The 26,437-nt window shown below is 43.8% G+C and carries 21 protein-coding genes; 19 read left to right on the top strand and 2 right to left on the bottom strand.

What is annotated here, in order from left to right:
- Positions 1-470: 470 nt before the first annotated feature.
- The 7 genes from P4S58_RS04335 to P4S58_RS04365 all read left to right on the top strand — a co-directional run bounded on the left by P4S58_RS04335 (position 471) and on the right by P4S58_RS04365 (position 8,916).
- Positions 471-1,940, top strand: coding sequence for a protein adenylyltransferase SelO (locus P4S58_RS04335; RefSeq protein ID WP_102968128.1), 1,470 nt, complete (start codon positions 471-473; stop codon positions 1,938-1,940).
- 140 nt (positions 1,941-2,080) lie between these two features.
- Positions 2,081-2,809: a response regulator gene (locus P4S58_RS04340; protein ID WP_102968129.1), complete on the top strand. Its 729-nt coding sequence runs from the start codon at positions 2,081-2,083 to the stop codon at positions 2,807-2,809.
- 5 nt (positions 2,810-2,814) lie between these two features.
- Entirely contained in the window at positions 2,815-4,269 is a 1,455-nt protein-coding gene (locus tag P4S58_RS04345; protein ID WP_102953867.1) for an ATP-binding protein, read from the top strand.
- Between the two features lie 24 nt (positions 4,270-4,293).
- The gene (locus tag P4S58_RS04350) at positions 4,294-5,541 is read left to right on the top strand and encodes an ABC transporter substrate-binding protein (protein WP_102968130.1); all 1,248 of its coding nucleotides are present in this window, start codon (positions 4,294-4,296) and stop codon (positions 5,539-5,541) included.
- A gap of 276 nt (positions 5,542-5,817) precedes the next feature.
- Positions 5,818-6,816 (top strand): DctP family TRAP transporter solute-binding subunit, encoded by a 999-nt coding sequence (locus tag P4S58_RS04355; protein WP_102962709.1) that lies wholly within the window; start codon positions 5,818-5,820, stop codon positions 6,814-6,816.
- A 72-nt stretch (positions 6,817-6,888) separates the two neighbouring features.
- Entirely contained in the window at positions 6,889-7,551 is a 663-nt protein-coding gene (locus tag P4S58_RS04360; protein WP_042486838.1) for a TRAP transporter small permease, read from the top strand.
- A 3-nt stretch (positions 7,552-7,554) separates the two neighbouring features.
- Positions 7,555-8,916: a TRAP transporter large permease gene (locus P4S58_RS04365; protein ID WP_042486833.1), complete on the top strand. Its 1,362-nt coding sequence runs from the start codon at positions 7,555-7,557 to the stop codon at positions 8,914-8,916.
- A gap of 88 nt (positions 8,917-9,004) precedes the next feature.
- On the opposite strand, the gene P4S58_RS04370 is transcribed toward P4S58_RS04365, so the two are convergent.
- Both P4S58_RS04370 and P4S58_RS04375 read right to left on the bottom strand, forming a co-directional pair.
- Positions 9,005-10,345: a sigma-54-dependent transcriptional regulator gene (locus P4S58_RS04370; RefSeq protein ID WP_102962708.1), complete on the bottom strand. Its 1,341-nt coding sequence runs from the start codon at positions 10,343-10,345 to the stop codon at positions 9,005-9,007.
- A gap of 14 nt (positions 10,346-10,359) precedes the next feature.
- Positions 10,360-12,153, bottom strand: a complete 1,794-nt coding sequence (locus P4S58_RS04375; RefSeq protein WP_102968131.1) for a sensor histidine kinase — start codon at positions 12,151-12,153, stop codon at positions 10,360-10,362.
- A gap of 524 nt (positions 12,154-12,677) precedes the next feature.
- Between P4S58_RS04375 and tig the strand changes: the two genes are divergently transcribed.
- The 12 genes from tig (at position 12,678) to lapB (ending at position 26,407) form a co-directional block, all read left to right on the top strand.
- Positions 12,678-13,982 carry a trigger factor gene (gene tig, locus P4S58_RS04380; RefSeq protein ID WP_102968132.1) on the top strand — a complete coding sequence of 435 codons (1,305 nt, stop codon included), beginning with the start codon at positions 12,678-12,680 and terminating at the stop codon, positions 13,980-13,982.
- A 107-nt stretch (positions 13,983-14,089) separates the two neighbouring features.
- Positions 14,090-14,716 carry an ATP-dependent Clp endopeptidase proteolytic subunit ClpP gene (gene clpP, locus P4S58_RS04385; RefSeq protein ID WP_042486819.1) on the top strand — a complete coding sequence of 209 codons (627 nt, stop codon included), beginning with the start codon at positions 14,090-14,092 and terminating at the stop codon, positions 14,714-14,716.
- Between the two features lie 83 nt (positions 14,717-14,799).
- Positions 14,800-16,080 (top strand): ATP-dependent protease ATP-binding subunit ClpX, encoded by a 1,281-nt coding sequence (gene clpX / locus P4S58_RS04390; RefSeq protein ID WP_042486817.1) that lies wholly within the window; start codon positions 14,800-14,802, stop codon positions 16,078-16,080.
- A gap of 150 nt (positions 16,081-16,230) precedes the next feature.
- On the top strand, positions 16,231-18,585 hold the full coding sequence (lon, locus tag P4S58_RS04395; protein WP_042486814.1) for an endopeptidase La: 2,355 nt from the start codon (positions 16,231-16,233) through the stop codon (positions 18,583-18,585).
- Between the two features lie 191 nt (positions 18,586-18,776).
- Complete coding sequence (locus tag P4S58_RS04400) at positions 18,777-19,049, top strand: HU family DNA-binding protein (protein ID WP_042486811.1); 273 nt, start codon at positions 18,777-18,779, stop codon at positions 19,047-19,049.
- A gap of 154 nt (positions 19,050-19,203) precedes the next feature.
- Positions 19,204-21,063 carry a peptidylprolyl isomerase gene (ppiD, locus tag P4S58_RS04405; protein ID WP_102962707.1) on the top strand — a complete coding sequence of 620 codons (1,860 nt, stop codon included), beginning with the start codon at positions 19,204-19,206 and terminating at the stop codon, positions 21,061-21,063.
- 202 nt (positions 21,064-21,265) lie between these two features.
- The gene (locus tag P4S58_RS04410; RefSeq protein WP_258006726.1) at positions 21,266-21,523 is read left to right on the top strand and encodes a ComEA family DNA-binding protein; all 258 of its coding nucleotides are present in this window, start codon (positions 21,266-21,268) and stop codon (positions 21,521-21,523) included.
- 242 nt (positions 21,524-21,765) lie between these two features.
- The gene (gene cmk, locus P4S58_RS04415; protein WP_042486803.1) at positions 21,766-22,446 is read left to right on the top strand and encodes a (d)CMP kinase; all 681 of its coding nucleotides are present in this window, start codon (positions 21,766-21,768) and stop codon (positions 22,444-22,446) included.
- Between the two features lie 105 nt (positions 22,447-22,551).
- Complete coding sequence (gene rpsA, locus P4S58_RS04420; protein ID WP_042486800.1) at positions 22,552-24,222, top strand: 30S ribosomal protein S1; 1,671 nt, start codon at positions 22,552-22,554, stop codon at positions 24,220-24,222.
- Between the two features lie 307 nt (positions 24,223-24,529).
- On the top strand, positions 24,530-24,808 hold the full coding sequence (gene ihfB / locus P4S58_RS04425; RefSeq protein WP_042486798.1) for an integration host factor subunit beta: 279 nt from the start codon (positions 24,530-24,532) through the stop codon (positions 24,806-24,808).
- Positions 24,809-24,937: 129 nt separating this feature from the next.
- The gene (locus tag P4S58_RS04430) at positions 24,938-25,225 is read left to right on the top strand and encodes a LapA family protein (protein ID WP_042486796.1); all 288 of its coding nucleotides are present in this window, start codon (positions 24,938-24,940) and stop codon (positions 25,223-25,225) included.
- 12 nt (positions 25,226-25,237) lie between these two features.
- The gene (lapB, locus tag P4S58_RS04435) at positions 25,238-26,407 is read left to right on the top strand and encodes a lipopolysaccharide assembly protein LapB (protein ID WP_042486793.1); all 1,170 of its coding nucleotides are present in this window, start codon (positions 25,238-25,240) and stop codon (positions 26,405-26,407) included.
- Positions 26,408-26,437: the final 30 nt, after the last annotated feature.

Below are 26,437 nucleotides of genomic sequence, written 5' to 3' on the forward strand. Positions count from 1 at the left end.
TTCATACTGGACAATTTAAAGCTTCAATACAAGGGCTAATGCGGTAAAGGCTTTGCCGATAGGTAAGGTTTCTCTGTCTATGTTGCTAGGTTCAGGTCGCTACTTTTAGAAACGCATTTCAGTGTGTCACTTACGTTGTAACAAAAATTTAATCTGTCTAGTTATTGCTCATTAGCGAAATTTTCATCATATTGTCATTACATTGTCATATTTATCGAGGAGAGCATTATGCATGTAGAAATGATTCAACCAACTCTTTTGGGCGTTATTGGTCGCACGCTAGTGTTTTCCTTAGTTGCGGTAGTAAGCGTATTCGCTCTGATTTAACCGTTAATCAGCAAGTGACACTAAGAGCCCCAAACAAAGTTGGGGCTTTTTTATCTCTGTTTTATATAACCTAGTATTTAACTCAGGTATTTGCTAACGTTCGAACAAATAAATCAGCGCAATCGATCCTTGTGAGAAATGTTATGTCGTTCTGGGATATCGTCACATTGACGACTCGTTTTAGCGAGTTACCTAAAGCTTTTTACACACCTATTGACCCTCAGCCATTGAGTAACACTCGATGGGTGACTTGGAATAGCGATCTAGCCAAACACTATGGTTTTCCTGACAAACCGACTGACGAACTCTTACAGGCTTTTTCAGGGCAGGCTGTACCAAAGCAGTTTGCTCCGCTGGCGATGAAGTATGCTGGTCATCAGTTTGGCGTTTACAACCCTGATTTGGGTGATGGACGTGGATTGTTATTGGCAGAAGTTGCGTCGAAAAGTGGCCAAGTGGCTGATATTCATGTTAAAGGAGCGGGCTTAACACCTTATTCGCGAATGGGCGATGGGCGTGCTGTATTGCGTTCATCGGTGCGCGAATATCTGTGCAGTGAAGCGATGGCTGGGCTGGGAATTGCAACCACCAGAGCGCTCGGTCTAATGACCAGTGACACACCGGTTTATCGTGAAAAACAAGAGTACGGCGCGTTGTTGATTCGTATGGCTGACACTCATATTCGTTTCGGCCATTTCGAGCATTTCTTTTATACCAATCAGTTAGATCAGCAAAAACTCCTCGCTGACAAAGTGATTGAGTGGTATTTCCCTGAATGTGCCGGACAGGAAAATCCGTACGCCATGATGTTCAATCAAATCGTTGATAAAACAGCACTGATGATTGCGCAGTGGCAAGCAGTGGGTTTTGCGCATGGGGTCATGAACACTGACAATATGTCTATTCTTGGGCAGACTTTTGATTACGGCCCTTTTGGCTTTTTGGATGATTATCAGCCTGAATTTATCTGTAACCATTCTGATTATCAGGGGCGTTATGCCTTCGATCAGCAACCTAGAATTGCGTTATGGAATTTATCGGCTCTGGCACATTCTTTATCGGCGTTAATTGAGAGAGAAGATCTAGAACAGGCTTTGAACCAATACGAAGTTCAGCTCAATGGTTACTTTAGTGAAATGATGCGTAAAAAACTTGGCTTGTTCACGCGTTTACCTGAAGATGGCGCCATTTTCGATACCATGTTTGAGCTTTTGGCTGCCAACAAAGTCGACTACACCCGATTCTTCCGCCAGATCTCTATGTTGGATAAAGCTAAGCCACAAGAGGTGATTGACCTGTTTCTCGATCGCGAGCAAGCCACTCAGTGGCTTGACTCGTATATCGCTCGCTGTGAGCGCGAGTTAAATAGTGAAGGTGAACCTGTGAGCACGGCCCAACGCTGTGAGAAAATGCGTCAGGTAAATCCCAAATACATTTTAAGGAACTATTTGGCGCAGATCGCGATAGATAGAGCCGAAGAAGGGGATTTTTCAGAGTTAGAGCGCTTAGCCGAACTACTGAAAAAGCCATTTGATGAGCAGCCACACAACGAACACTATGCCAAGTTACCGCCAGAATGGGGTAAAACTTTGGAGATCAGCTGCTCTTCATGAGAACGTTTACAATAATTTGACTGAATAATGTGATCTTTATCCATGAAGAATTCAAGTTTTAGTGAAATAAGCGTAATAAAGAAAGCGCTACGGTTATAAAATCTATTCACTATTTGTTACATACGGAATATGGAAGAAACATGCTGGAAGATACTCGCATCCTCGTCGTTGATGATGATAAAGAAATATGTGAGCTGCTGGATGAGTATCTCAGTAAGTCCGGATTCAATGTCGCCGCTGTCGGTGATGGTGTAGAACTTCAGGCTTACTTAGATGACAAAGGGTATCCAGACCTTATCTTGCTGGACGTGATGTTGCCGGGGGATGATGGTTTCGATATTTGCCAACATATTCGCCGTGATTCTAATGTCCCTATCATTATGTTGACTGCGGTATCGGATGAAACCGACCAAATTATCGGTCTGGAAATCGGTGCGGACGATTATATCGCTAAGCCGTTTAGTCCAAGACAATTGGTGGCTCGTATCAAAGCGGTACTGAGACGTTTCAATGCCAACGAAGAGAAAGGCGAAGAAGTTTTGCCGAAACACGTGGTGTTTGGTGATTGGCGTTTAGATACCACTTCTCATCGTATTGTGCATGCTAATACTCGGGAAGAGCATGACCTGTCTGGTAGTGACTTCGCATTGCTGATGCTGTTTTTGACCAATCCGAACGAAGTGATCGACAGGGACACCATTTCTATTGCAACCCGTGGGCGCGAAGCCTTGCCTTATGAGCGCGGTATCGATGTTCAATTGAGTCGTTTAAGACAGCGTCTGGGTAGCAGTGAACAGTTTCCTAACTACATCAAAACCATGCGTGGCAATGGTTATAAGTTAGCCACTCCTGTTCAATATGAGCATTAATCTCTATGTCAGCTCCACGTTTTTGGAAAAGATTTAAGCCCAACTCGTTAGTGGCTCGTACTTTAATGTTGACGCTGCTGGCGGTGGTTATCGCTCAGGGTATTGCCACTTCAGTCTGGTATAGCCAATCAAAGGCCAAAGAACTGGAAGGTATTCATTCGGCATCAGCCAGTATGGCGGGTATGTTCGCCTCGACCGTGACGTTTTTCCAGTCTCTTCCTGTTCGTTATCGTCATATTATTTTGGATCAAATCCGAAATATGGGCGGTACACGTTTCTTTGTTTCCTTGAACAAGGAAAGCTTAATCGTTGAGCCGATAGAAGAAACGAGCCTGAAAAAGGCATCGGTGAAGGCGGTGAAAGAGGTCTTGAATGACAAACTGAACAATGTCGGTCAGGTGCTGGTGGATTTCTCTCGTCCTGAAAGACTACGTTTACTTAAGAACAGCATTTTCATGAATGATTTACCCAAGTCATGGGTTCATCACACGCTCACTTTGGAACCTTTGAACCCTCCGGTGATGGTGGTGCAGATTGAACTGGATGAAAAAGAGTGGATATATATAGCAGCCTTGCTGCCTTCACCATATATCACTTTGGATGACACCATCATAGGCAAAGAGCAGATTATCTATTTGTTCTTTTCGACCTCCATTTTGCTAGTGCTTACTTACCTGTTAATGCGCAGGCAAGTTAGACCTTTAAAAAACTTAGCCCGTGCTGCCAATGATATGAGTATGGGTATCGAACAGCGCCCTTTGAATGAAGAAGGTGCCAGTGAATTAATTACCGCTACCCGAGCATTTAATCTCATGCAACAGCGCATTCGTCGCTATGTATCGGACAGGGAAAATCTCTTTTCCGCGATTTCACACGATTTGAAAACGCCCATTACCCGTTTGAGACTGCGAGCTGAACTGCTTGAAGATGACGTTAAGCGCGAGAAATTTAACCGTGATTTAGATGAACTTGAAATGATGGTTAAAGGCGCATTGCAGTGTGTTCGTGACACCGACTTGCACGAAAACAACGACTTTATCGATCTCAACGAGCTGATTCTGTCGATTGCAGAAGGGCACAATCTAACGACTCAAACTGTCCACTTTAAGCCAATTGCCATTGAACCTATTGTCGCAAAACCGTTAGCGATGAAGCGGGCACTTACCAATCTGATTAACAACGGCGTTAAGTACGGTTATGAAGTTTGGGTGAGCATTGAAGAGACAGAAGACTGGATCACCATCTGCATTGAAGACCGGGGGCCGGGTATCCCTAAAGATAAACTGGAAACCGTTTTTGAACCTTACTTCCGCATTGCCAACGATGATGAAGGGCATGGGCTTGGTTTAGGGATCAGTCGCAGCATTCTTCGTGGACATGGCGGCGATATGGTCATAGAGAATCTGTTGAGTGGTGGTTTGCGCGTTAAACTGTTTATCCCGCCAACACTCGAAGTGTAAATTCCTTACTCACAAGGAAAAACAATGAAAATAACCAAAACTCTTCTTGCCGCTTCACTGCTTTCTGCTGCTACACCGACGTTTGCCGGTGAGGTAGAAGTGCTTCACTGGTGGACCGCCGGTGGTGAAGCCAATGCTATTTCTGTATTGAAAACTATGTTGGAGCAACAAGGATACTCATGGATTGATTTCGGTGTGGAAGGCGGTGGTGGCGAAAGCGCAATGAGAGTTCTCAAGACTCGTGCTGTCTCGGGTAATCCACCTTCAGCTGCGAATATCAAAGGGCTCGATATTCAGGAATGGGCTAGACTCGGTTTTTTAACCAGCCTAAATCAAGTCTCGGACAAAGAGAACTGGGATAACGTTATCCCCAACATCATCAGTAATGTGATGAAGTATGACGGGCAGTATGTCGCAGTACCCGTGAATGTTCACCGAATCAACTGGCTTTGGGCGAATGCTGAGGTTCTGAAGAAAGCTGGTGCGAGTGTGCCGACCACATTAGACGAGTTCTTTGTTACCGCAGATAAAATTAAAGCGATAGGGGTGATTCCTTTGGCTCATGGTGGTCAGCCTTGGCAGAATGCAACCCTGTTTGAAGTTATTGCTTTAGACGTGCTGGGTTCAGAAGACTATATAAAAGCGTTTGTCGATCTGGATATGGAGATTCTAGGCAGTGACAAAATGGTCGAGGCTTTTACTCAGTTTAAACGAGTCCTCAGTTATGTTGATGATGATGCGCCCGGAAGAAACTGGCTTGAAGCGACCTCGATGGTGATTAAAGGCGAGGCAGGAATGCAGATCATGGGTGACTGGGCAAAAGGTGAATTCTCTGCGGCTGGTAAGATACCTGGAAAAGATTATATCTGTGCACCTGCTCTGGGGACGTCTGGTAAATTCACTTATAACGTCGACAGTTTTGCGTTCTTTGAACTTCACGATGAGGAGAATTTTGAAGCGCAAAAAGCATTAGCGTCCACGATACTTAATCCAAAGTTTCAGGAAGTATTCAACTTGAATAAAGGTTCGATACCTGTGCGGGTCGATATGGATATGTCTCACTTTGACCAGTGTGCACTCGATTCAATGCAAGAGTTTAAATCATCGGCGAAAACAGGTGATTTGGTGCCAAGTATGGCTCATGGGATGTCGACCACCAGCTATGTTCAAAGTGCAATGTTTGATGTGATCACAAACTTCTTTAACGATTCAGATGAAACACCAGAACAGGCGGTGCAACGTCTTGTTAAGGTGGTGAAATCCTCAATGTAGCTTTATCGCTGTTACTAGGGGCGAACTCAGCTGCGCAGCTTCTCTTTCAATAGGCGGGAAATGACACAAACGTTAATTATTAATGTGTCATTTTCCACCCATTTCGACATTCTTCATTACCCGTCTTATCGATATGACATTTAGAAACTAAGTGTAACTAATTGTTTTTAAATGAATGTTAATTAATTGTTTCAACTTGGCTTGCTCTTTGCTCTATAGAGTTCATGCAGCGCTCATTGATGAGTTAGCTGATGATATAAACCAAGGAGAATAATAATGTTAAAGCCTCTTACCCTACTGACTGCCTCTATCCTAGCTGTTACAAGCTTCAATGCTGCTGCAAACTGTGACCCAGGTGAAATGGTGATTAAATTCAGCCATGTAACCAACACAGATAAACACCCTAAAGGCATTGCCGCTTCATTACTTGAAAAGCGTGTTAACGAAGAGATGAATGGCAAAGCTTGTATGCAAGTTTTCCCTAACTCAACGCTTTACGATGATGACAAAGTGTTAGAAGCATTGTTGAACGGCGACGTTCAGTTAGCCGCTCCGTCTCTGTCTAAATTTGAAAAATTTACCAAAAAGTTCCGCCTTTTCGACTTACCTTTCCTTTTTGAAGACGTAGACGCAGTAGACCGCTTCCAAAACTCAGAATCTGGTGTACAGCTAAAGAATGCAATGACTCGTCGTGGCGTGAAAGGTCTAGAATTTTGGCACAACGGTATGAAGCAAATCTCTGCGAACAAACCCATTATTGTTCCAGAAGATGCTAAAGGTCTTAAGTTCCGTGTTCAGGCGTCTGACGTGTTAGTTGCACAGTTTGAACAGTTGGGTGCCAACCCTCAAAAGATGTCATTTGCTGAAGTGTACGGTGGCCTACAAACCAAAGTTATCGATGGTCAGGAAAACACTTGGTCAAACACTTATGGTCAGAAATTCTTCGAAGTTCAAGATGGTATTACTGAAACCAACCACGGCATCCTTGATTACCTAGTGGTGACTTCATCGAAATGGTGGGACGGTCTACCAGCAGACATCCGTGATCAGCTAGCAACCATTCTTAACGAAGTAACGGTTGCTCGTAATTCGGAATCGAACAAAGTAGAAGAACAGAACAAGCAATACATCATTGAAGCGGGCGGTGTTGTTCGTCAGCTATCACCAGAACAACGCCAACAATGGGTTGATGCTTTGAAACCTGTTTGGAAGAAGTTTGAAAAAGATATCGGTAGCGATCTGATTGATGCTGCTTTGGCTTCTAACCAGAAGTAATGAAGTTTGCCCCTGCTCTTTACGGGTAGGGGCTTTTACAAAATAACGATTACAACAAGAGCTTAGTATCTTATGGAACAGTCATTTTTTGCCAAAGTCGGTCGTTTTACTGACAAAGCGGAAGAGACATTGATCGCCTTCTTCTTAGGTGCAATGACGCTACTCACTTTTGCCAACGTAGTGATGCGCTATCTGTTTAACGGCAACATTCTCTGGGCGTTAGAACTCACCGTATTTATGTTTGCATGGATGGTGCTCGTCGGAGCTTCCTATGGAGTGAAAAAGCACTTTCACATTGGTGTTGATGTGTTGATCAATTTGGCACCGCCTGCAGGCCGAAAAATTTACGCTTTGATCGCTATTAGCTGCTGTCTCGCTTTCTCAATTTTATTGCTGATCGGTTCGTGGAATTACTGGTACCCATTTGCGACTGAACGAGCTTGGTATGAAACCGACGATATTCCGATGCCGGAAATGCTGCAATTTCTAGCGGATTGGCTGAACGAAGGTGAGCGTTACGAGAAATTGCCTCGATTTATTCCTTACATGGCATTACCAGTAGGTATGGCTATGCTCACTTTCCGTTTTTTACAAATCGCGTATCAAATTCTAACTGGCAAGTTAGACCGAATGATTGCGGGTCATGAAGCCGAAGAAGACCTTGATGCATTAAAAGCGGAATTGGCTGACGTGGAAGATGTTATGGGCGTCAAAAATAAGACTAAGGAGCAGTAAGCCATGGCTATTTTGTTGTTATTCATACTAGTAATTGGCTTCATGCTGATTGGCGTTCCAATTGCTGTATCGCTTGGTCTGTCGAGTATTCTGTTCTTAATGTGGCACTCAGAGGCTTCACTTGCTTCGGTTGCACAAACCCTATTCAATGCGTTTGAAGGCCACTACACCCTTTTAGCTATCCCATTCTTTATTTTGGCTTCCAGCTTTATGTCTACTGGCGGTGTAGCGAAACGTATTATTCGTTTTGCTATCGCGATGGTAGGTTGGTTCCGCGGTGGTTTAGCGGTGGCTTCGGTTGTCGCTTGTATGATGTTTGCGGCGCTTTCTGGATCATCACCAGCTACGGTTGTTGCTATCGGTAGTATTGTTATTGCCGGTATGGTGAAAAATGGTTACAGCAAAGAGTTTGCAGCGGGTGTGATTTGTAACGCGGGCACCTTGGGGATTCTGATTCCGCCTTCAATCGTAATGGTTGTGTATTCAGCGGCGACTAACGTTTCTGTTGGCCGTATGTTCCTTGGTGGTGTAATTCCGGGACTATTGGCTGGTCTTATGTTGATCATTGCGATTTACATTACTGCCCGTATCAAAAACTTACCAAAACAGCCTTTTGTTGGTTGGAAAGAAGCGATGGCAGCAGCAAAAGATGCGAGCTGGGGTCTGTTGCTGGTGGTGATTATCCTTGGTGGTATCTACGGTGGTATCTTTACACCAACAGAAGCCGCAGCAGTTGCAGCTGTCTACTCGTTCTTTATCGCAAACTTTATTTATCGCGATATGGGGCCGTTCGCTGACAAAAATAATACCAAGAACTTCGTCGTCAAAGTGTTCGAGTCTTTTGTTCATAAAGATACGCAAAATACTCTTTATGACGCGGGTAAACTGACGATCATGTTGCTATTTATCATCGCTAACGCGCTGATCTTGAAACATGTTCTGACGGAAGAACGCGTACCACAGATGATTACAGAATCCATGCTTTCTGCTGGATTGGGACCAATCACCTTCCTAATTGTAGTGAACGTATTGTTGTTGATCGGTGGGCAATTTATGGAACCATCAGGTCTGCTAATCATCGTTGCTCCGCTGGTTTTCCCAATTGCAATCGAGTTAGGAATTGACCCTATTCACTTAGGTATCATGATGGTGGTGAACATGGAGATAGGCATGATAACACCGCCTGTCGGGCTCAATCTCTTTGTAACCGCAGGGGTCGCCAAGATGTCCATGATGCATGTGGTGAAAGCCGCTATGCCTTGGGTAGCGATCATGTTCCTGTTCCTAATCATAGTTACTTATGTGCCAATCGTATCGACATGGCTACCAACCTTACTCATGGGACCGGAAATCATTACCCGATAGAGAAGGATATTCTAGTCAACATAACAAAACGCCCAGCATTGCTGGGCGTTTCTTTTGTGTCTCTAAACCACTTTCATGAAAGTGGTTTTTACTCTTTGTAAGTGTCTTTATTTATCTGATATTTCTGCATTTTATCGTAAAGTGTTTTTCTTGGAATTTTTAGCAGTTCCATGGTGTCTTTAATACTGCCTGAGCACTCTATCAGTGTTTGTTCGATAAGAGACTTTTCATACTCAGCAACCTGATCGGCGAGACTGGTCAGCACTTTTGCATTTTTGCTCTGTTCACCAAGTTCTGAAAGTTTGCCCAGTAAAACGTAACGTTCCGCAGCGTTGCGCAGTTCTCTCACATTACCCGGCCAGTCGTGACTGAGCAGCGCTTGTAGTGCACTCTGAGGCAGAGCGGTCGCTGCTTTACCATAACGTGCTGCTGCCACAAGCAGGAAGTGGTGAAATAGGGCAGGGATGTCTTCGCGACGCTCGCGAAGCGGCGGAATATCCAGCGTGACAATGTTGAGTCGGTAATAAAGATCCTGACGGAAAGTCCCTTCTTGAGCCGCTTTTTTTAGATCCACTTTGGTAGCAGCAATCACTCGAATATCCAACGGAATCAGTTCATTGGATCCGACTCTCTCAATCACGCGTTCTTGCAGTACGCGTAGCAATCGAATTTGAGCCTGCATCGGCATCGATTCAATTTCATCAAGAAACAGCGTACCACCTTGGGCATGTTCAAACTTACCAATGCGTTTTGCATCTGCACCGGTAAATGCGCCTTTTTCGTGTCCGTAGAGTTCACTTTCGATAAGATTTTCTGGTACCGCTCCGCAGTTAACAGCAACAAAGTTTTTCTCACGTCTTGAGCTTTGTTCGTGAAGAGAGCGGGCGACAAGTTCTTTACCTGTGCCTGTTTCACCAAATAGCAGAATGTCAGCGTTGGTGTCGGCAACGTGAGTAATGGTTTCTCTTAATGCGATGATACTGTTGGTTTCACCGATAATCCGAGGGCCAAGTGTCTGGCTGGCTTTTAGGCTCCGTTTTAACTGTTGGTTTTCCAGCGTTAGTTTTCTGCGTTCAATCGCGCGATTTACTGTCTCTATCAATCTTTCCGGAGCAAAAGGTTTTTCGATAAAGTCATACGCTCCGTCATGCATCGCCTGTACCGCCATAGAGATATCACCATGGCCTGTAATGAGAATGACAGGGACATCGCTATCCTGATGGTGAATCGATGACAGCAGATTTTGTCCGCTTAAGCCGGGCAAGCAGATATCCGTGACGACCACCATAGGCAGTTTGTCCTGCTTAATGGCTAATAATGCGTCTTCAGCACTAGAGAAAAAACGCGCATCGATGTCTGCCAGTTCAAAGCTTTGCTCAATGGCGATTCGAATGTCGTTTTCGTCATCAATAAAAAATACATCGCACATACAACTTCCTTAACTTACTGCTCTGAACTTTGTTGGGGCTTGTTTAACGTAATAGTGAATCTCGCGCCTCCTAGCGGTGATGAGTGGGCTGTAAGATCGCCACCCATGCCATGCATAATTTGTTGCGAGATAGATAATCCTAACCCTAAACCATTTTTCTTGGTGGTAAAGAAGGGCTCAAACAGGTTTTTCATTTGATTCAAATGGAGCCCAGTACCCGAGTCGTCAACATGAATGCAAATGCTGTTTTGATGTTCTTCTAACGTCAGCACAACTTTCTTTATCTCCTGATCATCTACGGCCTGCATAGCATTAGTCAGCAAGTTAATGATTACTTGTTCTAGCTGGATTGGGTTAATACTGCATCGAATTGGAGACTCTGGCGCCTGAATGTCAAACTCTACATAATGGGATTTAAACTGAGGCTGCATAAGTTCCTTAGCGTTGATGATCAGAGGAAGCAGTTGCGCTTCTACCTGATCGCCAGTATCTGTTTTTCTGGCAAAAGATTTGAGCTGTTCACTTATCTTTGCCATACGCACCGTTAAAGCGGATATACGTTCTAGATTTTCGTCGGTCCGTTCTGGTTTTCCGTTGGCAAGAAATCGTCTGCCGTTATCGGCAAAGCTTCGAATAGCAGCGAGTGGATTGTTCAGCTCATGACTGATGCTGGCAGACATCTGTCCGAGTACCGCCAACTTAGCGGCTTGGATCAACTCTTCCTGAGTCTGTCTTAATGCCTGTTCGGCTCTTATCCGTTCGTCAATCTCGACATGAAGTTTCGAAGTTCGTTCCATCACCAAAAACTCAAGCTTTTGTTTGGCTTCTGCTTGTAGTCGTTCTATCTGGCGTTGGCGGACTTGTCTGTGATGCAACAGCAAAAAGGCGAGATAGATGATGGCGAAAATCATAGTAAGAATGATTAGGAAGCCAAAGGTATCCCAGAACACGTTTACTTTGGGCGATAAGACGTGAATGTTGAGCGCGAGATTATCGAGCTTGTTGGTTGAGACAATATAGTCGTCTTTAATCCAACCTTGCTTAGGCTTTATCCACTCGGTTTCTGCAAGATTCACATCACCATAAAAACCCAGGGAGGGAATCGCACTGTCTAGGTACTGGCGGGTCTCCTGTATTTTTTGTCGCGACTCTTCGCTCAGCTCGGAGACGCTGTGAAACAGCCAGTCTGGTCTGCTGGACATGAAAACAATATTGTTATCGTCTGTTGCAACGAAGTAGCTGTTCTTGCTTTGCCAGTTGTCCTCAATGGATGAAAGATCCATTTTTACCACCACGACGCCAATCACTTCTGCGGCATAAATGACGGGATAGGCATAGTAGTAACCGCGCTGACCGGAGGTAGAGCCGAGAGCGAAGTACTGACTTTTTTGACCGGAAATAGCGTCGTAGAAGTAGGGGCGCCACGCAAAGTTGCGGCCTATAAAGGAGCGGTCTAGGTTCCAGTTGCTGGATGCGATGGTATTACCTATTCCGTCAAGCAAGTAAGTATCAGCTGCCTGAATGACCTCGTTGACTTGTTCCAAATAGCGATTGGTTAAGTCAATTTGTGCACTGTTTTCTGGGTGGCTCAGTGCGTCAACCAGCTCTTTATCTTTAGAAAGCAGGCGAGGTATGTGCGCGTATTTGTCGAGTTTGGCTGAGATGTGGCTTGAAAAGCGTTCAAGTTCTGACTGTTGTTCTATCAATAGAGATTGATAGCTATAGCGCCAAACGAGATGAGCTGTCATGGCAGCGATGACACCATAAATTATCAAAAATAATACTGAGAGTTGGCGCACAGACAGCATCCTTGTCATACCTTTCTTTCCTCGTTTACTTCGCCACTAATGATAATGGGAACTTCAAATTATCTGTTTAAAAACATCTCGAATATGGGAGACAAAACAAGAGCCAGATCTCTTTTTGATTATTTGAGGAAAAAAATCCCTCGATTCTCTTGAAAAAGCCTATATTGTCCCCATTTCAGTGCCATCGAGTGAACCATTAATTGATGGATTTTTTAGCACTCAAAGAGTTTTTTAGGACATTGGCTTTTTCTTGCTGGGTATTCGCTCGACAGCTAAAGCTGAGATCGGTAGTATATCGCGTCTAATTTTTTAGTCCTGAGGCTAATCAGAGATACCTTTATTCGGCGCAAATCGACAAAAGATGTCACTCATTAGTTCGATATTTAGGTGAAGTTCACTGAGAGTATCGATGCTCAATATTTACAGTTAAGTGTTCTACCGAGCACAAAATAAGGATGAAGCCAAACAGAGATGTTGGCTCATGATGCTCAGGAATACTGAGCCAGTTTTGAGGTTTATATACAATGCAAGTTACTGTTGAAACGCTAGAAGGCCTAGAGCGCCGTTTGAATATTACTGTTCCTGCTGCAAACATCGAAGATGCAGTGGCAGCTGAGCTACGCAACATCGCGAAAAATCGTCGTTTCGACGGTTTCCGTAAAGGTAAAGTACCGATGAAGATGGTTGCTCAAATGTACGGCAAAGCAGTACGTCAAGACATTCTTGGTGAAGTGATGCAACGCCACTTCATCGAAGCAATCGTAAAAGAGAAAATCAACCCAGCTGGCGCTCCAACTTTCGCACCAGTAGAAGTTAAAGAAGGTGCAGACTTAGTATTTACTGCAACTTTCGAAGTGTACCCAGAAGTTGAACTGAAAGGTCTAGAAAACATCACTGTAGAAAAACCTGCAGCAGAAGTTCAAGATTCTGACGTTGAAGAGATGCTAGAAACACTACGTAAGCAACAAGCGACTTGGGCTGAAGTAGAAGAAGCTGCTGAAAACGGTAAGCGTGTTTCTATCGATTTCGTTGGTTCTATCGACGGCGTTGAGTTCGAAGGCGGTAAAGCTGAAGACTTCCCACTAGAAATGGGTGCAGGTCGTATGATTCCAGGTTTTGAAGACGGTATCGTTGGCAAAACTAAAGGTATGGAATTCGAAATCGACGTGAACTTCCCAGAAGATTACCACGCTGAAAACCTAAAAGGTAAAGCAGCTAAGTTCGCTATCAAAGTGAACAAAGTTGAAGCTCGTGAACTACCAGAACTGAACGATGAGTTCGTAGCTAAGTTCGGCGTAACTGAAGGCGGTGTTGACGCACTTAAAGCTGAAGTTCGTAAGAACATGGAACGTGAACTTAAGCAAGCAATCAAAGCGCGTATCAAAGATCAAGCGATTGAAGGCCTAGTGAAAGAAAACGCAATTGACGTTCCAGCGGCTCTAGTAGATCAAGAAATCGACGTACTACGTCAACAAGCTGCACAACGTTTCGGTGGCAACATCGAAGCTGCAAACCAACTTCCACGTGAAATGTTTGAAGAGCAAGCTAAACGTCGCGTAGTTGTAGGTCTACTTCTAGGTGAAGTAATCAAGACTGAAGAGCTAAAAGCAGACGACGAGAAAGTAAAAGCGCTTATCGAAGATATGGCGACTGCTTACGAAGATCCATCTGAAGTTATCTCTTACTACGAGCAAAACGAGCAAATGATGAACAACATGCGCAACGTAGCTCTAGAAGAACAAGCGATTGACGCGATCATTGCTAAAGCAACAGTTACTGAGAAAGCAATTAGCTTTAACGAGCTAATGAACCCTCAAGTTGCTGCTTAATAAGCAATCTATAGCGTAGAAGGTTGACGAGACATCAACTATTCTGCTAACAATGGTCCGCATGATATACATCATCCGGGCCATTTATTTTTAGGGATATTAAGACTATGAGCTACCAAGAAAAAAACGCAATGTCGCCGATTATTGATGCGCTAGTACCAATGGTGGTTGAACAAACTTCCCGTGGCGAACGTTCATACGATATCTATTCACGTCTTTTAAAAGAGCGAGTTATTTTCTTAACGGGTCAGGTAGAAGACCACATGGCAAACCTTGTCGTGGCTCAGCTGCTTTTCTTAGAGTCGGAAAACCCGGACAAAGATATTTTCCTATACATCAACTCACCAGGTGGTAGCGTGACTGCGGGTATGTCTATTTACGACACTATGCAGTTTATCAAACCAAACGTGAGCACAGTATGTATGGGACAAGCTTGTTCTATGGGCGCATTTCTACTAGCTGGTGGCGCACCTGGTAAACGTTATGTTCTACCAAACTCGCGCGTAATGATTCACCAACCGCTAGGTGGTTTCCAAGGCCAAGCTTCGGACATCCAAATTCATGCGCAAGAAATTCTATCGATTAAGAACAAGTTGAATCACTTGTTGGCAGAGCATACCGGTCAACCGCTTGAAATTATTGAGCGAGACACTGACCGCGACAACTTTATGTCTGCAGAACAAGCAGTAGAATACGGTTTGGTGGATTCAGTACTGACCCACCGTGGTGAGTAACAGTTCTGGTAATTGTTTAACGCAATTTAATTGAAATTGTTATACACTCAAACCATAAAGAGTAAAGGCTAAGAGGTTAGCGAATGACAGATAAAAGCAAAGAGGGTGGTAGTAGTAAACTGCTGTACTGCTCTTTCTGTGGCAAAAGCCAGCACGAAGTTCGCAAGCTGATTGCAGGTCCTTCTGTGTATATCTGTGACGAATGTGTTGATCTATGTAACGACATTATTCGCGAAGAGATTAAAGATGTGTTACCTAAGAAAGAGTCGTCAGCATTGCCTGCGCCTCGTGAAATTCGTGCACATCTTGACGACTATGTAATTGGCCAAGAACACGCTAAAAAAGTGCTCGCTGTTGCGGTATATAACCACTATAAGCGTTTACGTAATGGTGATACGACAAGTGATGGTGTCGAGCTTGGTAAAAGTAATATTTTGCTGATCGGCCCTACAGGTAGCGGTAAAACTCTCCTTGCTGAGACATTGGCTCGCTTCCTAGATGTACCATTTACGATGGCAGATGCTACTACGCTAACTGAAGCGGGCTATGTTGGTGAAGATGTTGAAAACATCATTCAGAAACTGCTTCAGAAGTGTGATTATGATGTAGCAAAAGCGGAACGCGGTATCGTCTATATCGATGAAATTGACAAGATTTCTCGTAAGGCTGAAAACCCGTCAATCACACGAGACGTTTCTGGTGAGGGTGTTCAGCAAGCACTATTGAAACTGGTTGAAGGTACGGTTGCGTCGGTTCCACCGCAAGGCGGCCGTAAACATCCTCAACAAGAGTTCTTGCAAGTAGACACTTCTAAGATCTTATTTATCTGTGGCGGCGCATTTGCTGGTCTAGATAAAGTGATCGAACAACGTGTTGCAACCGGCACTGGTATCGGTTTCGGTGCGGAAGTTCGTTCTAAAGATCAAAACAGAACAGTAGGTGAGTTGTTTACTCAGGTAGAGCCTGAAGATCTAGTGAAATATGGTCTGATTCCAGAATTCATTGGTCGTCTGCCTGTGACTGCAACACTGACTGAGCTGGATGAAGAAGCACTGATTCAGATTCTGTGTGAACCTAAGAACGCTTTGACGAAACAGTACGCAGCACTTTTCGAACTTGAAGATGTTGATCTAGAGTTCCGTGAAGATGCACTTCGTGCAATCGCAGCAAAAGCGATGGCTCGTAAGACTGGTGCTCGTGGCCTACGCTCAATTCTTGAGAGCGTATTGCTTGAAACCATGTACGAGTTGCCTTCAATGTCTGACGTTGAGAAAGTTGTGATTGATGAGTCAGTGATTAACGGCGAATCAGAACCACTAATGATTTTCTCAGGCAACGAGAGCCAAGCTGCTGGCGCTGAGTAAATTTGCCAAGTCTCTTGGGTTTAAAAGCCATTAAGAGTCAATAAATAATCAAAGGAGGTAATCATTACCTCCTTTTTTTATTCTGTTATTGAATCCAGTTAGTTAGCCCCCATATACTCCGATATATATCAAAGCGGAAGAGAGAATAATATGAACTTGGAGCGTTCCGAGCGTATAGAGATCCCCGTATTACCTTTACGTGATGTGGTTGTGTATCCACATATGGTGATCCCTTTGTTTGTTGGTCGTGAGAAATCGATTCAGTGCCTAGAAGCGGCAATGGACAACAACAAACAAGTTCTTCTGGTTGCACAGAAGCAGGCCGAAACAGATGAACCTACTATTTCGGACTTATTCGAAGTGGGTACGGTTGCTACCATTCTGCAATTGCTGAAGTTACCCGACGGCACAGTGAAAGTGTTGGTCGAAGGTCAACAGCGCGCCAAAATTAATGAGTTTCATGAAGGTGAGTTCTTCTCTGCAAGTGCTGAATTCCTGATCACTCCAGAGTTAGATGATAAAGAACAGGAAGTGATAGTACGCAGTGCTATCAACCAGTTCGATAGCTTCATTAAACTGAATAAGAAGATTCCACCTGAAGTTTTGACTTCATTGAATGGCATCGAGGAAGCTGCACGCCTAGCGGATACTATTGCAGCACACATGCCTCTTAAGTTAGTGGACAAGCAAAAAGTTCTTGAAATTTTAGATGTGACTGAACGTCTAGAGTTTTTAATGGGACAGATGGAATCTGAAATCGATTTGCTACAAGTTGAAAAGCGCATCCGCACTCGCGTTAAGAAGCAAATGGAGAAATCTCAGCGTGAGTACTACCTGAATGAGCAAATGAAAGCGATTCAGAAAGAGCTGGGTGAAACAGAAGATGGTGTTGATGAGTTCGAAGTTCTAAAACAGAAAATCGAAGAGTCAAAAATGCCAGCGGAAGCTCGCGAAAAAACAGAACAGGAGTTGCAGAAGCTGAAAATGATGTCTCCGATGTCTGCAGAAGCAACGGTAGTTCGCAGCTATATCGATTGGATGATCAACGTTCCTTGGACCAAGCGTTCTAAAGTGAAACGTGATTTGGCAAAAGCGGAAGAGATTCTTAATGCTGACCATTATGGTCTTGAGCGCGTTAAAGAACGCATTCTTGAATACTTGGCGGTACAAAGTCGTATTAGCAAGTTAAAAGGTCCGATCTTGTGTTTAGTTGGTCCTCCGGGTGTGGGTAAAACATCACTAGGTCGTTCAATTGCAGCAGCAACGGGGCGTAAGTACACGCGTATGGCGCTCGGTGGCGTTCGCGATGAAGCTGAGATTCGTGGTCACCGTCGTACTTACATCGGTTCTCTGCCGGGTAAACTGATCCAAAAAATGTCGAAAGTTGGTGTGAAAAACCCGCTATTCCTACTTGATGAAATCGATAAGATGGCATCGGATATGCGCGGTGACCCAGCTTCAGCACTATTGGAAGTGTTAGATCCAGAGCAAAACAACTCATTCAATGACCACTATCTCGAAGTGGATTATGACTTGTCTGACGTAATGTTTGTTGCGACATCTAACTCGATGAATATTCCGGGTCCACTGTTGGACCGTATGGAAGTTATTCGTCTATCAGGCTACACCGAAGATGAAAAACTGAACATTGCTAAGCGCCACTTGGTTGAAAAGCAAATAGAGCGTAATGGTCTGAAACCTTCTGAAATTACCATTGAAGATTCAGCGATTATGGGTGTGATTCGTTATTACACACGTGAAGCGGGTGTTCGTAGCCTAGAACGCGAAATCTCTAAGATCTGTCGTAAAGCAGTGAAAAACATCTTATTAAACAAAGATGTGAAACATGTCACTGTGAACCAAGATAATCTTAAAGAATACCTTGGTGTACAACGTTTTGACTTTGGTAAAGCAGACGAACACAACCGTATTGGTCAAGTAACAGGTCTTGCTTGGACAGAAGTTGGCGGTGATCTGTTAACGATTGAAGCTCAATCTATGCCTGGTAAAGGTAAGCTTACTCAGACAGGCTCATTGGGCGAAGTGATGCAAGAGTCTATTCAGGCAGCAATGACAGTTGTACGTTCTCGCGCAGAAAAACTGGGCATTAACCCAGATTTCTACGAAAAACGCGATATTCACGTGCACGTACCTGAAGGTGCGACACCGAAAGATGGACCAAGTGCTGGTACGGCTATGTGTACAGCATTAGTGTCTTGCTTAACAGGCAACCCTGTGAAAGCTGATGTTGCAATGACGGGTGAAATTACCCTTCGTGGTGAAGTTTTGCCAATCGGTGGTTTGAAAGAAAAACTACTGGCTGCTCATCGTGGTGGTATCAAAACGGCGCTAATTCCGAAGGACAATGAACGTGATTTGGAAGAGATTCCTGACAACGTAATCGCTGATCTTAAAGTAATTCCTGTACGTTGGATTGACGAAGTTTTGAAGGTTGCACTGGAAAATGACCCTACTGGTGTGGCATTTGAAGCCGAAAAAGAGTGATGTGCAGCAAAAATAAGTAAAAGATTACGCTGATAGGCTCAAAAAGGGCTTGTCAGCTTTTTTTTGGAGGCTACCGTTATTCACTATAGCTTTCAGCCCAGTTGTAACAAGGCTTTAGGTTATCTTTAAACATCAATGGAACGAATAGGCGCCGAACAAAATAATAAATTGGCGACCAAAGGGGAATCACAGTGAATAAAACACAATTAGTAGAAAAAATCGCAGCTAACGCTGATCTATCAAAAGCTTCAGCAGGTCGTGCTCTAGACGCATTTATCGAAGCAGTAAGCGATACTCTTCAGTCTGGCGACCAAGTAGCTCTAGTTGGCTTTGGTACTTTCCAAGTTCGTACTCGTGCAGCACGCACTGGTCGTAACCCAAAAACTGGTGAAGAAATCCAAATCGCAGAAGCTAAAGTTCCTGCATTCAAAGCTGGTAAAGCACTGAAAGACGCTTGCAACTAATTTCTTAGAATGACTTTTTGCTGCTTGCAGCAAAATTTATTCGAACCTTTTTTAATTATGCGCATCCTACTGATGCGCATTTCTTTTTCTGATATTATCGCGCTATTCATTTTTGGCTGAAGTCTAAACTTCAAATCCGGAGAGCAGTAAAACTATGATGGATCGATTACGCGAGGGTGTTAACAGCATCGCGGTAAAAATTATCCTAGGACTAATCATCCTTTCTTTTATCTTCGCAGGGGTAGGTAGCTACCTAGTCAGTGGCGGTAATAACGCGGCGGCTAAAGTTGGCAGCATTGAGATTGACCGTGGTCAGTTTGAGCAAGCTTATCAAAACGAAAGAAACCGTATGCAATCTCAAATGGGTGACTATTTTGCTAACTTACTAGCAGATCCAGCGTACGTTGCTTCTTTCCGTAAATCTGTTTTAGATCGCATGATCAACGATGTTCTCATTGAGCAGCATGCGAATTCATTAGGTCTAAGAATCAGTGACGAACAAGTTCGTAAACTGATTTTGGACATGCCTCAGTTCCAATCTGAAGGCAAATTTGATCAAGAAATCTACCAAGCAGCACTGCGTCGTGCTGGCTTCAATGCTGAGTCTTTTGCTGAGTATCTGCGTCGTGATCTACTACGTAGTCAGCTTACGTCTGCGCTACAAGGTAGTGAGTTTACTTTACAGGGTGAAATTGACGCTCAAAGCGCGCTGATTGCACAAACCCGAGACATTCGTACTGTTACATTGTCTTTGAAAGATTTTGCCAGCAATGTGGCAGTAAGCGACGAAGACGTACAGAAGTTCTATTCTGAGAATCCAGAGCGTTACACTCGTCCCGAACAAGTAAAAGTCTCTTATATTGAGCTATCAGCCGAAAAGTTGGCTGAGCAAGTGACTATCAGCGATGAGCAAGTGAAAGAGTACTATCAAGAGCATCTAGACAAGTATTCTACCGCTGAGCAACGCGAAGTTAGCCATATCTTAGTACAAGGCGATGACGAAGCTAAAGCTCAAGCGATTCTTGATGAGCTGAACGCAGGTGCAGATTTTGCAAAACTTGCTGAAGAAAAATCTGAAGATATTGGTAGCTCAGAAAATGGCGGTTCTTTAGGTTGGATTGAACACGATACAATGGATCCTGCATTTGAGGCGGCAGCGTTTGGCTTGGCTTCAGTCGGTGATGTATCTGGTCTTGTTAAGTCTGATTTCGGTTACCACATTATCAAATTAGATGGCATCAAAGCTTCAGTTGCGAAACCGCTGGAAGAAGTGGCGGCAGAAATTAAGTCTGAGTTGTCTTCTCAAAAAGCGGTAGACACTTTCTATGAGCTACAAACTGAGCTAGAGAAAGTCGCGTTTGAATATCCTGATTCGCTTGATGAAGCAGCTAAAGCGATTTCTGCGCAAGTAGCTAAGACAGACTTTATTTCACAATCAGATATGCCATCAGCTCTGCAAAATGCATCAGTTCAACAAGCGATTCAGTCTCCTGAAGTGAAAGAAGATGGCTTGAACTCTTCTGTCATTGAAGTGGCACCAGAACATGTCGTTGTTGTCCGTGTTGATGAGACACGTCCTGAAATGGTACTGCCTCTAGAAGAAGTCAAAGATCAGGTTGTTGCACAACTGTCTAAAGTAAAAGGTGAGCAACAAGCACTAGAACTTGCAGATAAGTTGATTGCAGGTCTTGAGCAAGGTGATAAGACTCTGCTTGAAGAGAACAAACTGGCATTCGGTGAGTTAGAAACGGTAGACCGTGGCTCTCAACTTGCTCAAACGGTTTACTCTATGCCTAAACCGCAAACAGACCAGGTCGTGTACGCTCAAGCGAAAGATCTGGACGGTAATATCGTTCTGATTGAACTAAGCAAGGTTGAAGCGAAGATTGAACCTCAATATCAAAATCAAATTGGCGCGCAGCTTTCTCGTATTGCAGTGCAACAAGATATTGCGGGCGTTCTGTCTGTGCTAAGAGCGAATACGGATATCGAATATTTTGCTGTGAGCCAATAAGCTCAAAAAATGTAATTGATATGTTTAACGAAAGGGGCTGCTATTGCAGCTCCTTTTATTTTGTTCAAACCTAAATCTGTCTCTCGTTGCAGCTTGTTTAAGATGGCTTCGTTTAATTAACAGAGAGAGCAGAAATATGGTGAAAAAAATCGGTTTGATAAATCAATGGCTACTGGCATGTCTATTAGCATTAGCGCTACCTATGACGAGTGTGTCCGCAGCAGATAACAGTACTAATCAGACAGTGAAAACAGATGATATTGTGATAACGGTGAATGTGAATACCGCATCAGCCGAAGAAATATCCACTTTACTAAAAGGTGTTGGACTGAAGAAAGCGCAAGCGATTGTTGAATATCGCGACCAGCATGGACCATTCGCATCTAAAGGTGATCTTACTAAGGTAAAAGGTATTGGTGCCTCAACAGTAAAGAAAAACGAAGACCGTATTCTTCTGTGATGTTGTAGGGCTCAATCTTTAACTATTTCGGTTTAAATACAGGCTCAAGCAATTACTTGAGCCTGTATATTGGTTGCATAACCACCTGTCGACAACGTGTTTGTTTATTAAAACGCGATAAATGGAAATCCTTCCTAGCACCTTTGCTTTATTCCCACTATAATTTTTCGCCGATGAAACGTGGATACTCTTTATCTACGGAAATAAAAGTTATCTTCGAATAACAATAAGTGGAGTAAAACATGCCCTCACACACTCCGGTGATCACTGTCGACGGCCCAAGTGGCGCAGGCAAAGGCACCCTTTGTATGCTATTGGCAAACAAACTCGGTTTTCATCTTTTAGACTCAGGTGCGATTTATCGAGTATTAGCACTTGCAGCTATCCATCACGGTGTGGATCTTGAGTCCGAAGACGCGTTAGTGCCTCTGGCTATGCATTTAGATGTTCAGTTCATCGCTGAAGGTGACTTAGTTAAAGTTATCCTTGAGGGCGAAGATGTTTCCAAAGAACTGCGCAAAGAAGAGACTGGCATGGCGGCTTCTAAAGTCGCGGCTCAACCTCGCGTGCGTGAGGCTTTGCTGCGCAGACAACGCGCATTTGCTGAAGGCAATGGCTTAGTAGCTGACGGTCGTGATATGGGAACGGTGGTATTCCCTAATGCTGAAGCTAAAATTTTCTTAGATGCTAGCGCTGAAGAAAGAGCTCGTAGACGATTCAAGCAGTTGCAACTGAAGGGGCTTGATGTTAAATTTGACGCCCTTTTAAGCGAAATCCAAGAGCGTGACGATCGAGATCGTAACCGCCCAGTGGCTCCATTACGCCCTGCAGAGGATGCGCTTGTGCTTGATTCAACCGAAATGTCTATCGACGAAGTTGTCGAAAAAGCACTACAATATATCGAATCGAAGTTGGCGGAATAAACCACGTTAGCTAAGAGCGTTGGTCGCAAGGATGATGACTGGCGAATTTAATAACCCCCATGCGGTAGGATGCCCGTGGACGTTTAATTATTGAAGATTAAATAAATGACTGAATCTTTTGCTCAACTCTTTGAAGAGTTCCTAAATGAAACTGAGTTCCAACAAGGTAGTATCGTTAAAGGTACTGTAGTAGCTATCGAGAACGGTTACGTTCTTGTAGATGCTGGCCTTAAGTCTGAGTCTGCTATCCCTGCTGAACAGTTCAAGAACGCTGCTGGCGAACTTGAAGTTGAAGTTGGTTCTGAAGTAGATGTTGCTCTAGACGCTGTTGAAGACGGTTTCGGTGAAACTCAACTTTCTCGTGAGAAAGCTAAGCGTCACGAATCATGGATCGTTCTTGAGAAAGCATACGAAGAAGCTGAAACTGTTGTTGGTATCATCAACGGTAAAGTTAAAGGCGGTTTCACTGTTGAACTAAACGGTATCCGTGCATTCCTTCCAGGCTCTCTAGTAGACGTACGTCCAATCCGTGACACTGCTCACCTAGAAAACAAAGAGCTAGAGTTCAAAGTTATCAAGCTAGACCAGAAACGTAACAACGTAGTTGTTTCTCGTCGTGCTGTTATCGAATCAGAAAGCAGCGTTGAGCGTGACGAACTTCTTGAAACTCTACAAGAAGGTACTGAAGTTAAAGGTATCGTTAAGAACCTTACTGACTACGGTGCATTCGTTGACCTTGGTGGTGTTGACGGTCTTCTACATATCACTGATATGGCATGGAAACGCGTTAAGCACCCATCAGAAATCGTTAACGTTGGTGACGAAATCCTAGTTAAAGTTCTTAAGTTCGACCGTGACCGTACTCGCGTATCACTAGGTCTTAAGCAACTAGGCGAAGATCCATGGGTAGCAATCGCTAAGCGTTACCCAGAAGGTCACAAACTATCTGGTCGCGTAACTAACCTAACTGACTACGGCTGCTTCGTTGAAATCGAAGAAGGCGTTGAAGGTCTAGTTCACGTTTCAGAAATGGATTGGACTAACAAGAACATCCACCCATCTAAAGTTGTTAATGTTGGCGACGAAGTTGAGGTTATGGTTCTTGATATCGACGAAGAGCGTCGTCGTATCTCTCTAGGTCTGAAACAGTGTAAAGCTAACCCATGGCAGTCATTCGCTGAAGCGCAAGCTAAAGGCGACAAAGTTACTGGTAAGATCAAGTCAATCACTGACTTCGGTATCTTCATCGGTCTTGACGGCGGCATCGACGGTCTAGTTCACCTATCTGACATCTCTTGGAACGTTCCTGGAGAAGAAGCTGTACGTGAGTACAAGAAAGGCGACGAGATCTCTGCAGTTGTTCTAGCAGTAGACGCAGAGCGTGAGCGTATCTCTCTAGGCGTTAAGCAAATGGAAAACGACCCATTCAATGCTTATGTAGCTGACAACAAGAAAGGTGCTCTAGTTAACGGTACTGTTACTGCAGTTGATGCTAAAGGTGCAACTATCGAGCTAGAAGAAGGCGTAGAAGGTTACATCCGCGCTTCTGAAGTTGCTCGTGACCGCATTGAAGATGCAACTCTAATCCTAAGCGTTGGTGACAGCGTTGAAGCGAAATTTACTGGTGTAGACCGTAAGAACCGCGTAATCAACCTATCTATCAAAGCTAAAGATGAAGCTGAAGAGCAAGAAGCAATGGCTTCTATCAACCAAGAAGATGGTGCTTCTTTCGGTAACGCAATGGCAGACGCTTTCAAAGCAGCTAAAGGCGAATAATAGCTATAGCTATCGCTAAATAAGAAGGAGCCGAAAGGCTCCTTTTTTTGCCTTAAAGCTTTCTAAGTTTAAAATTCTAGAATGTTTAACCCGCTGAACCTTATGCAATTAGTGGTCTTTTTCTTTAAAATAGAGTGTTTGAGCGGCATCTCTAACCTAGATGAGCTAATGTTTTAGTAAATAAACAGAAATTCTTTATAAAACTATTAGGTGTTTTGCTGGATCATTTTCTACAATACAAAGTAAGTGTTTGTTGGAATTGATATTACTCACTATAATGAGTAATAAAAAATCTGTGAGGGAAGTTATGACTAAGTCTGAATTGATCGAAAGGCTCTGTGCTGAGCAAACACATCTGTCGGCAAAAGAAATCGAAGATGCGGTAAAAGATATTCTTGAGCATATGGCCAACACTCTAGAGAGTGGAGATCGCATCGAAATTCGTGGTTTCGGTAGTTTCTCTCTTCACTATCGCGAGCCACGCGTTGGCCGTAACCCTAAGACAGGTGAAAAAGTGGAACTTGAAGGCAAATATGTGCCTCATTTCAAACCTGGTAAGGAATTACGCGAGAGAGTGAACGGTTAAATTCTCTAGCTTGATGAAATTGGCGGCATACTGATGAGGTGTGCCGCTTTTTTATGATATATAGACATGGTTTGTCAGGGCTTTTTCCTGCATAATCAGTAAAGCCGATTTATTGATAGGTGATGGACTATGAAAATTATAAAAATCGTTGTGGTACTCGCTCTCTTCTTGATTGCACTGGCTTTGGGTTCCCAAAACCAAGAAGTCGTGACTTTCAATTATCTACTCGCACAAGGTGAGTTTCATCTATCCACTCTCCTCGGTTCTGTATTTGTCACTGGTTTTGTCCTTGCTTGGATTATTTTTGGCAGCTTACATCTTAAATCTCAATTGAAAGTACGTAAGTTAAACAAACAACTTAAAAAAGCGACGCCAGCAGTTAAAGACTCATCTGAAAACAGAGTTAATATTGGATAAGGCTGTTTTTAGATGTTAGAAATTCTCTTCTTGTTACTACCAATCGCTGCCGCTTATGGTTGGTATATGGGTAATCGTAGTGCCCAGCATGACAAGCAGAAGCATTCTCACCAAATCTCACGTCAATATGTTACGGGTTTAAACCTGCTATTGTCTGATCAGTCAGACAAGGCAGTTGATCACTTTATTGAACTTCTTCAAGTAGATAACGAAACCATAGACACTCACCTTGCTTTAGGTAATTTGTTTCGTTCCCGAGGGGAAGTTGATCGTGCTATTCGCATCCACCAAAACTTAATCTCCCGCTCAGGGCTGACCATAGAACAGAAAAATCTAGCTCTTCAGCAGCTAGCGAAAGATTACATGGTCTCCGGTTTCTTGGATCGCGCGGAGAAAATTTTTGAACAACTTATCGATGAGCCTGAGCATCGCGAGTCCGCTTTACAGCAGTTGACATCCATTTATCAGCAAACACGTGAATGGCACAAAGCCATTGAATGTGCATCAGCGTTGGTAAAAATGGGACGTAAACGCATGAAGAGCAGCATTGCTCATTTCTTGTGTGAGTTGGCAATGCAGGAAAAAGCAAATGGTAGCGACAGCAAAAGTATTCAGCTTTTTAAACGAGCACTAGCAGAAGATCCTAAATGTGTGAGAGCAAGTATTGCTCTAGGCAAGTCTTACTTAGAAAGTGAAGATTATAAGCAGACTATCCATTACATGAAGATGGTTCTGGACCAAGATATCGACTTCATCGGTGAAGTATTACCCACACTGGCTGAGTGTTACTACCATCTTGGTCAAGAGCACGAACTGGTCGAGTTTCTGCGTAAGTGTATTGAAAACAAAGCGGGTGTATCTGCCGAGTTAATGCTGGCTCAGTTGGTTGCTCAGCATGAGGGTGTTGCAACTGCGCAAGAACTGTTAACTCGTCAGTTAGTGAAGAACCCAACGATGAAAGGTTTCTATCGTCTGATCGATTATCATATTGCTGAGGCAGAAGAAGGGCGAGCGAAAGCCAGTTTGTCTACGCTTAAGAAGCTTGTCGGTGAACAGTTAAAAGTTAAGCCGCATTATCGATGTCGGAAATGTGGATTTTCAACCCATTCTTTATATTGGCACTGTCCTTCTTGTAAAGGGTGGGGATCCGTCAAACCGATTCGGGGTTTGGATGGAGAATAGTAATAGGTCAAAAGGCCACCATTATTGGTT

Origin of the sequence: Vibrio sp. Hal054, from assembly GCF_037162405.1 — a bacterium.
Taxonomy (GTDB): domain Bacteria; phylum Pseudomonadota; class Gammaproteobacteria; order Enterobacterales; family Vibrionaceae; genus Vibrio; species Vibrio diazotrophicus.